The sequence below is a fragment of the Sporosarcina luteola genome, from assembly GCF_007991495.1.
GTDB lineage: Bacteria > Bacillota > Bacilli > Bacillales_A > Planococcaceae > Sporosarcina > Sporosarcina luteola.
The window spans coordinates 16546-30554 of sequence record NZ_BJYL01000002.1 but is presented as its reverse complement, the minus strand read 5'-3'; the positions used below and the strand labels follow the sequence as shown (position 1 = coordinate 30554).

Sequence of the window (14009 nt, the reverse complement as noted above, 5' to 3'; positions counted from 1 at the left end):
TAACATTTTACAGGCGTGCAAATTAATCTGCGGCCTGCTCAACCGGTCCGAGAGCAAATGTGATTTCCGTTTCACAAGCAATTTCGCCGTCTACGGTTGCAACCGCTTTCCCTTTTCCAATGGTGCCGCGCATTCTTGTAATTTCCACTTCAAGTTTCAATGTATCTCCAGGGACGACTTGCCGTTTGAAGCGACAATTGTCGATTCCTGCGAAGAACGCAAGACGACCCCGGTTCTCTTCTTTTTGAAGCATGGCGACGGCGCCGACTTGAGCAAGTGCTTCGACGATCAATACGCCCGGCATGACGGGGTATCCCGGAAAATGACCGTTGAAATAGTCTTCATTGATGGTGACGTTTTTAAGGCCAACCGCCCGTTTGCCTTCGTCAATTTCTGTAATCCTATCAACTAATAGAAATGGATAGCGATGGGGAATGATTTTTTGAATTTGTTCTGCTGTTAGCATGACGTTTATCCTCCCTATTATGTATTAGAAAAAAGCAAAAGTTGGATTTTTTAAAAAACAAAATGAAAGAGCCGTTAAGACTCTTTCCCATTTATAATATCCACAATATGGGTCCACGTCTCTTTTTTGAGCACATCACTTGGAGTGCCATCGCCGACATAGCCGTAGCCAATCATCGAGCCGAGAATTGCTGCACCCACAAGCAAGAGAAGGACGAGAATGACACGCAGCCAAATCGGTAGAATGCGGATTTGGACCCATAGTCTTCTTTTTCCACTCGTTTCCTCGTCCGCTGACTTTCTCTTTTTTTGCTTGTTTCGATCCATCCGTGAAGCGACGATTTGCCGTTCCGTGTGGTCTTTTTGATTCATATGGTCCCATTGAGGGCTTTGCTGCTTATCATCTATCATATCGAATTCTCCCTAACACGACTTATCGAATGTTATTGATCAATCCTAACATTTGATCGGCAAGCGTGACTGTCCGCGCGTTAAACTGATAGGAACGCTGAACATTAATAAGATCTGTCATTTCTTTTTCGTAATTCACATTGGATGCTTCAAGCTTTTGGTTTTCCATTCCGATGCGATTCCGGTCGGCGCCAGTCATTTCAGTTAAAATATCGGCAGGTGCGACGCCAAGATCCGCCATATTGCCAGGAAGCGCGAATAGTGTAGCGGATAGCCGGCTCATCAAGTTTTGGCGTTCTAACGTCGTTACGCCCATTTGAATTTGCTGGACTGCGCCGCTGTTATGCGTCACTTCGAGCACACCGCCAGGAAGCATATTGTAATTGCTAACGTCTTCCGCAAATGTGATCGGCTGTCCCGCACTGTCCGCGACAGGATATCCGTCGCCATTGACGAGCATTAGGTTGCCGCCTTCAACAGGCGAAACGTAAAAATTCCCTGCACGTGTGTAAACGGTTTGTTCGCCGTCTTCTCCAGGCATGATCAGGTTGAAATACTGTTTCGGTTCCGTCAATGCAAAATCGAGTTCACGACCGGTCATCTGCAAGGAGCCGACTTTCCAGTTCATTTGCGCGGAGCCGAGCATGGCGCCGACGCCGTACCGGATTCCTGCAGGTGAGTTACGCTCTGCCGTGTCGCCTTTGTCATTATTGAATTGCTGATAGAGCATTTCCTGAAAATTGGCTTCACTCGATTTATACCCGTTCGTAGCAGAATTTGCAAGGTTATTACCGATTATATCTATTTGGCTTTGCAATTGATTCATTGTATTGACTGCTGTTGTCATCGACCGTATCATTCGTTCCGGCCCCTTTCAAATCGCGTCATTAGTTGACACGCCCAATTTCCACTGCTTTTTCCATGCTCCGGTCATATGCTTGTAAGATCTTTTGATTCGCTTCGAAGGCACGGTATGCAGCAAGCATGTCCGTCATGGTTCTTCCCGCATCCACATTGGAAGCTTCCAAATAGCCTTGTTGGAATGAATAGCTGTTGTTTTGCGCCCCAGGCAAGTTGCCATCATTGCTCGCGAACAGGCCATTTCCTTGTTTCATAAGTGCTGAAGGCTGCTCCGCGAATGAAACACCGAGTGTCGCTACCGCTGCGCCGTCCTGCATGATAATGCCAGCATCTGAAATGCTGAAATTGTCATTTTGAAGCTGAATGCGTTGACCGTTTGAATCGAGAACATAATGTCCCATCGGATTCGTCAAATTGCCTGCCGCGTCAAGAGTGAAATTCCCGTTTCTCGTATAGAGTTCATTTCCTGCTCCATTTTCAAGCCGGAAGAAAAGAGCACCTTTTTCGCCGGTTTCTTCATTGACCGGAAGGTTTCCTTCAATAAGTGCAATGTCCGTCGTCAAGCCGGTTTCGCGTAGAGAACCTTGCGTGAAAAGCGGCATCGTCTCCTGCATGTAAACACCTGTCGAAAGTTCCCCGACTGGTGATAGACCTTTCAGATTGAGGCCTTTTTCCGTTGGGATACGAGTAGCATTCAGGTTTGACATGAACATTTCTGGAAATGAACGGATGCTTGACTGCTCCGCCTTGAAGCCTGGCGTATTGGCGTTCGCCATATTGTTTGCCAGCATTTCCGTTCTTCTCTGTTGCGCGATCATGCCGGAGCCGACTGTGTAAAATCCACGGAACATGGGGATCCCGCCTCCTTCTATTAATTACTTAAATTGATTTTTGATTCAATCACATGATAATTCCATCAGTATGCAATTGTTTTACCGATGCTATCCAACAGGATGCCCGTGCCGATTGCGACGCAGCTTAAAGGGTTGTCCGACACGAACACCGGCACTTTCAGTTCTTCTGCAAGCAACTGGTCGATGCCGTGCAATAACGCGCCGCCGCCTGTTAGGAAAACGCCTCGGTCGATAATGTCAGCGGATAGTTCGGGCGGTGTTTTTTCCAATACATTTTTCGCCGATTGGACGATCATTTCAACAGATTCGCTGAGCGCTTCCCGAATTTCTTCGGAATCTACGGTAATTGTCCGTGGAAGTCCCGTCACCATATCGCGGCCACGGATGTCCATCTCCTCTTTCCGGCTGCCCGGGAAGACGGTTGCGATATTCTTTTTGATCGTTTCCGCAGTTCTTTCTCCGATCAGTAATTTATGTTTTCGTTTGATTGATTGTATAATGTCATTGTCGAACATGTCGCCGGCCGCCTTGATCGATTCGGACGTGACGATATCGCCCATCGATAGGACTGCAACGTCAGTCGTTCCCCCGCCGATGTCGATGACCATATTCCCGCTCGGCTGGAAAATGTCCATCCCGGCACCGATTGCTGCGACTTTTGGTTCTTCTTCAAGATATACTTTTTTGCCGCCGGATTTTTCCGCTGCATCTTGGATCGCCTTCTGTTCGACACTCGTTATGTTTGTCGGGCAGCAAACGAGAATCCGCGGTTTCGACAAAAATCCTTTGACATCCAATTTATTAATAAAATGCCGCAACATCGCTTCCGTCACATCAAAATCGGCGATGACGCCATCTTTCATCGGACGAATGGCAATGATGTTGCCAGGAGTCCTACCTACCATTTTACTCGCTTCTTCGCCAACAGCCAACACTTTGTTCGTATGTTTGTCGATTGCAACGACTGCCGGTTCGTCAAGGACGATCCCTTTCCCTTTTACGTGAATCAACACATTCGCCGTGCCAAGGTCGATTCCAATATCCTTTGCAAACATCAATCCCGTTTCCCCTTCCAACTTCGCTCATCGAGCATACTCTTATGACTATATATTGTATCATATTGGCTCTTTTTTGAACACAAAGATTGACATCTATTTTGCATATTTTTATTCAGAAATAAAATACTTCGGGAATATTGTCGATTGGGGGTTTTTTACAAGTTTTTATGGAGAGTTGGTATTTTATTAACCCATTTTTCGTAGTTCTTTTTTATTCCATTCTAAAAGGCGTGGGTATATTCATTAAACATATGGAGATTAAATTAGGGGTTTAAATGGGCAAGCGAACCGGCTTTTTCCATGTGAAAAGACAGGGTGTCCGCCTTCCTGTAAGGATGGTCATGGCCCCGTCTATTCCCGTCACATGTTGCGGGCTTTCTTATTTTCATTCATCCATTTCATCCGTGTTGCTTCACCGCCTCTTAAATGTCTGACAGACTTATGATAGGCAAGTATTTTGGCGACTTCTTCAGACAACTCCACATCAACATTCGGCAGCCGTTCCGTTAAATCCTTATGGACCGTGCTTTTCGAATAGCCCGTCGCTTTCGCCAGTGCCCGTACTGTAAGTCCAGTGTCCAGCAACATTTTACCGAGGCGCACGCATCGCCTCCGAATTTGCTCGTGCACGCCCTCTTCCTTTCCCTGTCAGCTCCGTTTCTTCCTTTATCCTATGCGCGCCGGCGGGAAGTTATGTCTGGGCGGTGTTGGAAGCAGAGAGTTAGGGAGAATACTTTGTGATGGAATGAGAACTTTTTGGTGGAGAATGAGAACTCTGAGTGTGGAAATGAGAACTCTTTGGCGGAGAATGAGAACTTTGAGTGTGGGAATGAGAACTCTTTGGTGGAGATTGAGAACTTCGACTACGGGAATGAGAACTCCTTGAGAGAACGAGAACTTCGTGTGTGGGAATGAGAACTCTTTGGCGGGGAAAGAGAACTCTGAGTGTGGAAATGAGAACTCTTTGGTGGAGAATGAGAACTTCGTGTGTGGGAATGAGAACTCCTTGGCGGAGAATGAGAACTGTTACTATAGGAATGAGAACTCTTTGGCGAAGAATGAGAACTGTTACTGCAGGAATGAGAACTGTTATTACAGGAATGAGAACTCTTTGGCGGGGAACGAGAACTCCGGACGTGGGAATGAGAACTCCTCGGAGTAGAACGAGAACTTCAGGCATGGCATTGAGAACTATTCGATGGTGAACGAGAACACGAACTTGATAGCGTGAACTATTCTTGGATGAACGAGGTTTCCTAACGTAGCAATGCGTAAAACTTTTTTGTGGAATTGCACTAGGCGCGATTGATTTGCCGCTTAAAGCATTTGAACTTCCCGCGGAAAGCTTTCTTGCCCAATACGAAACAATTCGCGCCAAATGCCTTTGACCATCAAAAATGTAAAATAGGAAATTCCAATAAAAAGTAAAAAGCCCCACAATCTTGCGGAGCTACACCTCATTATTTATTTGCTGTTGCCTATCCATCAGAAACTCATAATGGGCATTTCGACCTTGCCCGATTAGCTTGGTAGAGGCTTTCCCAAGTAGATATTTTGCGACATGCCTGCATTCATGTTGCGTGAAGTATCTAAATTCCCTATTCGTCATTGTACATTTTATTAACGTATACCAATCCTCTATCGCTGCTTTATGTTCATCTACTCCTTTATGTCCGCAAGAAGAGCAACACCATTTTCTGGTCTCCCATTTCATCTTGAAGTTGCCACATTTCGTACAAATAACGCCTGGCATTATTTCGGCAGGATGAATATTGTATCTTTGAACCATGGGAAATGGGTTAAACTCACGGTGTTTTCTTAGCATTTCATAGGCAAGTGATCGAATTTCATGTCGGCTAAGAATATCTTGATGAACGGGGAGAGATCTTAAATGTGCTACTACGTCATACGTAAACATGATATCCATACTAGGAGATTCCTCGATTTGCATCTCGTTATTATATGCAAACGCTACTAATCCCCTTACCGGCACCTGAATGTTTCTTTCATGCAACCAATTCTCTAATAGATATATTTTCCGTTCAACCTCTGTAATCGGATTACGAAAAGGCTTGCGTTGCCCCGTAGTATATTCCTTTATAAATTGTAATGGTTTTGTCTTAACTATTATTTTTTCAGCAAGGTTCTTTACTTCTGAGATCATAATAAATGATGGTGTAATTAAAATTGAATCCATTTGAAAGTAAATTCCATCATAATTTAAAGTTACATCGTGAAGGATTGCGTGTGGATAGCGAGGTTTGAACTCGGTCAAATATTTATCATATTGGCATTCCCCGCTGTAACCCGCCTCTAGCTTGTACAGTTTCTCCTTTATTCCCTGCTTGTTTTCATTCCCCCTTCTCAATCTCCTTTCCAATGCAATCAAGCCATCCATTTCTTTAGTCCTTTCCCTTCTTTTCACTATCATTGAATCACCTCAATGCCATTGTATACCTAGTCGGTTCTATTTTGAATAGTCTGCCGGATACTCGAAGTAAAAGGGCTTAATAGGGCACTTAATTGAATTTAAATGCCGATTTTGGGGAGATAAATTGATTATTACCGTTTTAGGTACACTGCAAATACTAAAATTTGCTGAGTGATCTTGGCGCGATATGAGAGTCGTATTAGGGATTATAATTACCGCGGGAGGATTTTCATGCTATTGAAATAAGATTGCGCTAAATGCATTTGACAATCTAAAATCATTTGGGTCGATGAAATGAGAACTGTTTGATGAGAATGAGAACTTCGCTAGCGAGAATGAGAACTCTTTCGGTACTAAAGAGAACTCCACCCGAGAGAATGAGAACTATTCCGGGATAACGAGAACTATTCCGGGATAACGAGAACAACCTACGCTACAATGAGAAAAATCATTATTTGTGGAAAGGCATTTGGCGCGATAAGAGAGTCGTATTAGACGATTATACATTCCGCGGGAGGATTTTCATGCTATATGAAATAAGATCGCGCTAAATGCATTTGACAATCTAAAACCATTTTTGGTCGATGAAATGAGAACTGTTTGATGAAAAATGATAACTCCACACGAGTGTATGAGAAGTCTTTTGATACTTAAGAGGACACCGCGAGCTGGAATGAGAACTCCTCGCACGGGAATGAGAACTCTTCCTGCATTAACGAGAACTCCTCGCGCGGGAATGAGAACTCTACCGGTATTAACGAGAACTTCTCGCATGTGAATGAGAACTCTCCCGGTATTAACGAGAACTCCTAGCGCGAGATTGAGAACTCTTCCTACATTAACGAGAACTCCTCGCACGAGATTGAGAACTCTTCCTGCATTAACGAGAACTACACCCGCGGGAATGAGAACTCTTCCTGCATTAATGAGAACTCCTCGCACGAGATTGAGAACTCTTCCTGCATTAACGAGAACTACATGCGCGGGAATGAGAACTCTTCCTACATTAACGAGAACTCCCCCGCGCGAGATTGAGAACTCTCCCGGTATTAATGAGAACTCCTCGCACGGGAATGAGAACTCTTCCTGCATTAATGAGAACTCTCCCGGCATTTACGAGAACTACACGCGTGGGAATGAGAACTCTTCCTGCATTAACGAGAACTCCTCGCATGTGAATGAGAACTCTTCCGGCATTAACGAGAACTCCTCGCACGGGAATGAGAACTCTTCCGGCATTAACGAGAACTACACGCGCGGGAATGAGAAATCTCCCGGTATTAACGAGAACTCCTCGCGCGAGATTGAGAACTCTTCCTGCATTAACGAGAACTCCCCCACCACCACCAAAAAAGCCACTCTCCAAAGAGAGTGGCGGGTTGGTTAGAATCCTAGGAATGAGCGCGGGTTGACTGGGTTGCCGTCTTTGTGCACTTCGAAGTGCAGGTGTGTGCCGGCTTGGGCGTTCCATTCGTTGCTGGTGGCGGTGCCGAGTGATTGTCCTTGGATGACTTCGTCGCCTTCTTTGACGAGGATGCCGGTTAGGGAGCTGTAAATCGTCGACATTCCGTTGGCGTGTGCGATTTTGATTTCGCTGCCTTTGAATGAGTCGATAATGACTTCTTGCACTGTTCCGCTCATGGCTGCGACGACTTCGAATGGTTGGCCATCCACTGAGATCGAAACGCCTTTGTTTGTAATGTAGGTTTGATTGAAGACGAGGAGTGCATTTTCTCGCATTTCTTCGTCGGCTTCTGCATCATAGTACTCTTGTAAAATGGACACGTCATCGAAAAGTTCTTCGTCGAACGGGTATTTGAGTACTTCGTTTGCAGCGTTTGTTTCTACGACTGGCGGAGCATTTGGATCGATTGCGACGTCGGCTGTTTCGTTAGGACCTTTTTGGATGAGGGCGTTGTAACCCCAAATCATGCCGACGAAGACGACTGCGATGCCCACATAGATGGCAGGCCAGAACCATCTATTCTTTCTTGTACTCTTATTCTTTTGAGAAGGGGAATTCGGTTTTTCTTCTCGCATTGTCATCACCTCACTTGCTATTGTTTGCAAGTGTTGGTGTTTTTAAACATTCGGATTCATCAAGTTCAAACTTTTTTATTGTGGTGCCTGAATAATAGTACGGAATGATGTTTTCTGCGGTCCATCCTTTCTGGGCAAATGCCTCGGCCCCGTATTGGCTCATGCCGACGCCATGCCCGTATCCTTTCGTCGTGACGATGACAATTTTATTTGTGATGTCGTAGGCGATGTCGAAGTCGGTGGAGGCCAGTCCAAGGACTTCTCGCATTTCCCGGCCGCTCATTTCGAAATCGGTGGACACGGCTTTCTGGACGCGCCCTGTTTGATTGCGGACGAGTTGAAGGCTTTTGAAGCGATCCGCTTTCCAAACGGAGCCTAATGCTTCATTCCATTCTTCGAGCGGCAATTCAAGCCGACGTTCCACTTCCGCTGCTACGGTCGACTCTCCGGGACTTTCAACGCTTTGCAAATAAGGGACTGGGTTGCCGCTGTAGTTTTGCGCAGTTTCAGTTTTCCCGTTAGACGTTGAAAAAAACATAGCAGTGATCATTTCGTCTTCGTAGACGATTGTGTCTCCAGCTGTCGATTCAACGATGCCACGCAGCCTCTTCTCGTTTGCCTTGAACTCCTTTCCCCAGCGTTTTTTCCGTTCCGCCGCGTTTTTATACACTTGGGCAGAGACGGTTGCCGCAATCGGTTTTTTTCCGGCTTCCGTTGTCCTTAGCGCGTATGTCCGTGCCGCAATCGCTTGGGCCCTTAATGCTTCATCATGGAAGCTGATCGGCATTTCGCCCGCGACGACTCCTAAGACGTATTCCTCTAGCGGTAAAGGCTTGTCCTCTCCTTCCACAGTAATGTAGAGTACGCAAGGTTCCTCTTCCATTGCTACATTTTTTTCGGTGACAATCGGCTTTTTCATCATGATGGGAATAAAGAACAGAAGTACAATAAATAAAACGGCGAGTAGTTTGTCAAGTTTGTCCATATTCGATTGTATGATGAAAAATCATATTTAATTCAAAAAAACTGCCTCTGCATCGGTTATCGATGCGGAGGCAGTTCGAGAAGCTTCATAAATGTATGAGTTCATTTTAAACGAGTTGCTTCGATTTTTCTGTTTTCTTTTCTTCGGAAACACGTTCAATATCAGCACCAAGTGCTTTTAATTTTTTATGGAAGTCAACATAGCCTCTATCCAAATGAGCAAGCTCTGTGACACGTGTGACGCCTTCAGCGACGAGTCCTGCCAAGATGAGCGCAGCGGCTGCACGCAGGTCTGTTGCCGACACTTCTGCGCCTTGCAAATCAGACGGCCCTGAAATGATGACAGAACGTCCTTCGATTTTAACGCTCGCGTTCATGCGGCGGAATTCTTCCACATGCATGAAACGATTTTCGAATACGGTTTCCGTCAATACGCCGGTTCCGGAAGCTGTTAACATCAATGCCATCATTTGTGATTGCATATCTGTCGGGAATCCTGGATGCGGCATCGTTTTCAAATCGACTGCTTTTAGAGGATGTTTCGCCTGAATGCGAAGCCCTTCATCCAATTCAGTGATGACGACGCCCATTTCACCAAGCTTGGAAATTAACGCAGCATTATGCTCTGGAACTGCGTTGTCAATTGTCACATCGCCGCCAGTTATCGCTGCAGCGACCATGAACGTTCCCGTTTCAATACGGTCGGGAATAATATGATGTACTGTACCGTGCAGCTGACGGACGCCTTCAATACGAATCGCATCTGTTCCTGCTCCGATGACCCGGCCGCCCATTTCATTGATGAAGTTCGCTAAATCGACAATTTCCGGCTCTTTCGCCGCGTTTTCGATAATTGTCGTGCCTTTCGCTAACGCAGCAGCTGTCATGATGTTTTCAGTTGCACCGACACTCGGGAAATCCAAGTAGATCTTTGCGCCCTTCAATCCATTCACGGCTGTCGCTTCTACATGTCCATGACCGAATGTAATTTCCGCGCCCATCGCTTCGAACCCTTTCAGATGCTGATCGATCGGCCGGGAGCCAATCGCACAGCCGCCAGGGAGAGCAACGCGTGCAAAACCATTGCGCGCAAGCAATGGTCCCATTACCAAAATCGATGCCCGCATTTTCCGTACATATTCAAAATGTGCTTCACTTGCGAGCTCTTCCGTTGAATCAATGATCACTTGCCCTTGCTCAGGGTCATATTCCACTTTTGCGTTTAGGCTCTTCACCACTTCGTTGATCGTGGAAACGTCCGAAAGATTAGGCACATCGCGTATGATGTTTGGACCCTCAGACGCGAGTAATGCAGCAGCCAATATCGGCAGCACTGCATTTTTGGCACCCTCCACACGTACATTTCCGTGAAGAACACGTCCACCGTTAATAATTATTTTGTCCACAAAAAGCCCCTCCGACTCCAAATTTATACTTTTTGCCATAACTTTATCAATTAAATTTTTTCGTCATAAATTAAACATAAAAACACATACTATTCTACAACGCTCCACTTTATTAAACAAGTAACTACAGAGCTATTTTCCCTCTATCTGCAAGATAGTCTATAATATGTACCCAATTGACGATTTGTGTCTTATCTTGAATAGGCATTCATTGCTCTTACTAAATGTAATTCCCGGAAATACCCGGAATTCAAACATTTTTTTCAGTTCATGCCATCGCCCCGTATACAACAGTGTATATACGCGGCGATAGCATGCTTTCAGCTAATGGCCTACAGGTTACTTACCCAAAATCCGTTTGTCACAACCGTGTTTATTTAAATAAAGAAGGAATCCTTCCTGACCAATAGGATATGTCCAAAAAGAAATTTGATACGGTCGAACCGATCGCAAAACTCAATAAAATAAAAAGAATTTGCGCTTGAATAACATGGTTCTTTTTTATGATCTTTTCGGGCATGATTGCTTGCAATGCATAAAAGGATAGTCCGATGAAAAAAATATGCGAAACGATTGCAAGCATCGGGTTGTAAGCAAAAGCAGTGCTCATTGAATTGACTCCTTTTTCAACTAAAATTCCGCTGTATGTACGCATGAATGATGAGCCTTCGTTAAGAGAAAAAGCGGGCAGAAGAAAAGACTCCCTCTGCCCACCGCTTCGTCAAAGCTTTTATTTCATTTCGTAAACGTTGATTCGGGTGATGGCCCTTTTGAGGTCGAGTTCCATCAATTGAGCATCAAGTTTGTCTGACTTCGCTTGTAGCGCTTCTTCCGCACGCTTCGCCGCACGTTTAGCGCGATCGATATCGATGTCGGTAGACAATTCAGCGTTTTGCGCTAAAACGGTGACAACATCCGGACGAACTTCGATGAACCCGCCATGGACGGCGACACTTACAGTCGAGTTGTCTTTTTTCAGGCGAAGTGCACCGATCTGAAGCGGTGCAACCATTGCGATATGGCCGGGAAGGATCCCGATTTCACCAGTCTCAGTGGCTGCAATCACCATATCCGCTTCAGTTTCACTAACAGGGCCGTCGGGAGTGACGATATTGACTTTAATTGTCTTCATTTGTTTCCCTCCTGATCCTGTAGATTATACTTCTACGCCCATGCCTTTTGCTTTTTCGATAACTTCTTCGATGCGACCGACAAGACGGAATGCATCTTCTGGAAGGTGGTCATAACGACCGTCCAAAATTTCCTTGAAGCCTTTAACAGTTTCAGCAACCGGCACGTAAGAACCTTGTTGTCCTGTAAATTGCTCGGCAACGTGGAAGTTTTGGGATAGGAAGAATTGAATACGACGAGCGCGTCCTACGACTAACTTGTCATCTTCACTTAATTCATCCATACCAAGGATCGCGATAATATCTTGAAGTTCACGGTAACGCTGCAAAGTTGTTTGTACTTGACGTGCTATATCGTAGTGCTCTTCGCCGACGATTTCCGGGCTAAGTGCACGTGATGTAGAAGCAAGTGGGTCAACCGCAGGGTAGATACCCATTTCAGATAGTTTACGTTCAAGGTTCGTCGTTGCATCCAAGTGAGCGAATGTCGTAGCCGGAGCCGGGTCCGTATAGTCATCGGCTGGTACGTAAATCGCTTGAATTGAAGTAACAGAACCTACGTTAGTTGAAGTGATACGCTCTTGTAGCTGACCCATCTCAGTAGCAAGTGTCGGTTGGTAACCAACGGCAGAAGGCATACGGCCTAAAAGCGCGGATACTTCAGAACCTGCTTGTGTGAAACGGAAAATGTTGTCAATGAACAATAGAACGTCCGCGCCTTGTTCGTCACGGAAATATTCCGCCATTGTCAAACCAGTTAGAGCAACACGCATACGCGCACCAGGAGGCTCGTTCATTTGACCGAATACCATCGCTGTTTTATTGATAACGCCAGAGTCCGTCATTTCGTGGAACAAGTCGTTCCCTTCACGTGTACGTTCCCCAACGCCTGCGAATACGGAAATACCACCGTGTTCTTGGGCGATGTTGTTGATCAATTCTTGAATAAGAACTGTTTTACCTACACCGGCCCCACCGAAGAGGCCGATTTTACCACCTTTGATGTATGGTGCAAGCAAGTCAACAACTTTAATGCCTGTTTCAAGAATTTCAACTTCAGTTGAAAGGTTTTCGAATTGTGGAGCCAGACGGTGGATCGGATCGCGTTGTTCCGTTGCCGGAATTTCCTCTCCAAGGTCAATGATTTCTCCAAGTACGTTGAATACACGTCCAAGTGTCACGTTACCGACTGGAACTGAAATCGCTTCGCCTGTATTTACTACAGATGCACCACGCTTAAGGCCATCCGTAGATGACATCGCGATCGTGCGCACTGAGTCGTCTCCAAGGTGAAGCGCGACTTCAAGTGTCAACGTTTCAGGTTCCGCGTTCGGACGTTCGATTTGAACCTTCAATGCGTTATAGATTGCAGGAAGTTGACCGTTTTCGAATTTAACGTCAACGACCGGACCCATAACTTGAAGGATATGTCCATTACTCATGCTTTTCCCTCCTGTCTTACTTTTACCGTTCAGTACGTGCTTATTCTAAAGCCGCAACTCCGCCGACGATTTCTGTAATCTCTTGCGTAATTGCCGCTTGACGTGCACGGTTGAATGAAAGTGTTAACGAATCGATCAATTCGGATGCGTTATCTGTAGCAGTCTTCATCGCTGTCATACTGGAAGCATGTTCGCTCGCTTTTCCATCAAGCACTGCTCCGTAGATGAGGCTTTCCGCGTATTGCGGAAGAAGCGTTTCAAGAATCGCTTCTGCGGAAGGCTCAAATTCATACGAAGCAAGCGCTGACGCTGATGAAATATCCGTGAGCGGAAGCAATTTCTTTTCCGTCACTTCATGGGAGATGGCGGAGATGTAGTGGTTGTAGTACAAATACACTTCATCGTATACGCCTTCTGTGAACATGCCAACAGCTCGGTTCGCGATTGATTTTATTTCATCGAAAGAAGGGTGGTCGGAAACACCGACTAGGCTTTCGACGACGTCATAGCCGAGGCGCTCGAAGAATTCAAGCCCCTTGCGGCCGATCGCAACAATCTTCACTTCATCTTTCGATTTGTGTCGTTGTTCGATCGCCCGTCTCGCAGCACGGAAGATGTTACTGTTGTAACCACCAACTAGGCCGCGGTCGGATGAAACGACGATATAACCTGTCTTTTTCACGGGGCGGTTCACAAGCATCGGGTGGCCGGAGTCGCTTGTCGCGCTCGCAATCGCACCGACGACTTCCTCGATTTTTTCCATGTAAGGGACGAACGCTTTCGCATTCACCTCAGCACGGTTCAATTTGGAAGCTGAAACCATTTGCATCGCTTTTGTGATTTGACTCGTCTTCTTTGTCGATTTAATACGGTTTTCTATATCGCGTAATGATACCACTGGCAATTCACCACCTTATTGTTTAATTA

General features: G+C 45.8%; 14 protein-coding genes. All 14 read right to left on the bottom strand.

What is annotated here, in order from left to right; genetic code table 11:
• Positions 1–22: 22 nt before the first annotated feature.
• The 14 genes from fabZ to atpG all read right to left on the bottom strand — a co-directional run bounded on the left by fabZ (position 23) and on the right by atpG (position 13980).
• On the bottom strand, positions 23–466 hold the full coding sequence (fabZ, locus tag SLU01_RS00325; RefSeq protein WP_147054137.1) for a 3-hydroxyacyl-ACP dehydratase FabZ: 444 nt from the start codon (positions 464–466) through the stop codon (positions 23–25).
• A gap of 74 nt (positions 467–540) precedes the next feature.
• Positions 541–876: a DNA-directed RNA polymerase subunit beta gene (locus SLU01_RS00320; RefSeq protein WP_308507710.1), complete on the bottom strand. Its 336-nt coding sequence runs from the start codon at positions 874–876 to the stop codon at positions 541–543.
• 22 nt (positions 877–898) lie between these two features.
• Positions 899–1735 carry a flagellar hook-basal body protein gene (locus SLU01_RS00315; protein WP_147054135.1) on the bottom strand — a complete coding sequence of 279 codons (837 nt, stop codon included), beginning with the start codon at positions 1733–1735 and terminating at the stop codon, positions 899–901.
• 28 nt (positions 1736–1763) lie between these two features.
• A complete protein-coding gene (locus tag SLU01_RS00310; protein WP_147054134.1) occupies positions 1764–2588 on the bottom strand; it encodes a flagellar hook-basal body protein in 825 nt (274 codons plus the stop codon).
• Positions 2589–2653: 65 nt separating this feature from the next.
• Entirely contained in the window at positions 2654–3646 is a 993-nt protein-coding gene (locus tag SLU01_RS00305; RefSeq protein WP_147054132.1) for a rod shape-determining protein, read from the bottom strand.
• 363 nt (positions 3647–4009) lie between these two features.
• The gene (locus tag SLU01_RS00300) at positions 4010–4279 is read right to left on the bottom strand and encodes a sporulation transcriptional regulator SpoIIID (protein ID WP_147054130.1); all 270 of its coding nucleotides are present in this window, start codon (positions 4277–4279) and stop codon (positions 4010–4012) included.
• 820 nt (positions 4280–5099) lie between these two features.
• A complete protein-coding gene (locus SLU01_RS00295; protein WP_147054128.1) occupies positions 5100–6080 on the bottom strand; it encodes a nuclease-related domain-containing protein in 981 nt (326 codons plus the stop codon).
• Positions 6081–7463: 1383 nt separating this feature from the next.
• Positions 7464–8120 carry a M23 family metallopeptidase gene (locus SLU01_RS00285; protein WP_147054124.1) on the bottom strand — a complete coding sequence of 219 codons (657 nt, stop codon included), beginning with the start codon at positions 8118–8120 and terminating at the stop codon, positions 7464–7466.
• Between the two features lie 10 nt (positions 8121–8130).
• Positions 8131–9105, bottom strand: coding sequence for a stage II sporulation protein D (spoIID, locus tag SLU01_RS00280; protein ID WP_147054122.1), 975 nt, complete (start codon positions 9103–9105; stop codon positions 8131–8133).
• A 106-nt stretch (positions 9106–9211) separates the two neighbouring features.
• A complete protein-coding gene (gene murA / locus SLU01_RS00275) occupies positions 9212–10510 on the bottom strand; it encodes a UDP-N-acetylglucosamine 1-carboxyvinyltransferase (RefSeq protein ID WP_147054120.1) in 1299 nt (432 codons plus the stop codon).
• Between the two features lie 373 nt (positions 10511–10883).
• On the bottom strand, positions 10884–11120 hold the full coding sequence (locus SLU01_RS00270; protein ID WP_147054118.1) for a DUF1146 family protein: 237 nt from the start codon (positions 11118–11120) through the stop codon (positions 10884–10886).
• Positions 11121–11240: 120 nt separating this feature from the next.
• Positions 11241–11642: a F0F1 ATP synthase subunit epsilon gene (locus tag SLU01_RS00265; RefSeq protein ID WP_147054116.1), complete on the bottom strand. Its 402-nt coding sequence runs from the start codon at positions 11640–11642 to the stop codon at positions 11241–11243.
• 24 nt (positions 11643–11666) lie between these two features.
• Positions 11667–13082, bottom strand: a complete 1416-nt coding sequence (gene atpD / locus SLU01_RS00260; protein ID WP_147054115.1) for a F0F1 ATP synthase subunit beta — start codon at positions 13080–13082, stop codon at positions 11667–11669.
• Positions 13083–13122: 40 nt separating this feature from the next.
• Positions 13123–13980, bottom strand: coding sequence for an ATP synthase F1 subunit gamma (gene atpG / locus SLU01_RS00255; RefSeq protein ID WP_147054113.1), 858 nt, complete (start codon positions 13978–13980; stop codon positions 13123–13125).
• Between the last annotated feature and the right edge of the window lie 29 nt (positions 13981–14009).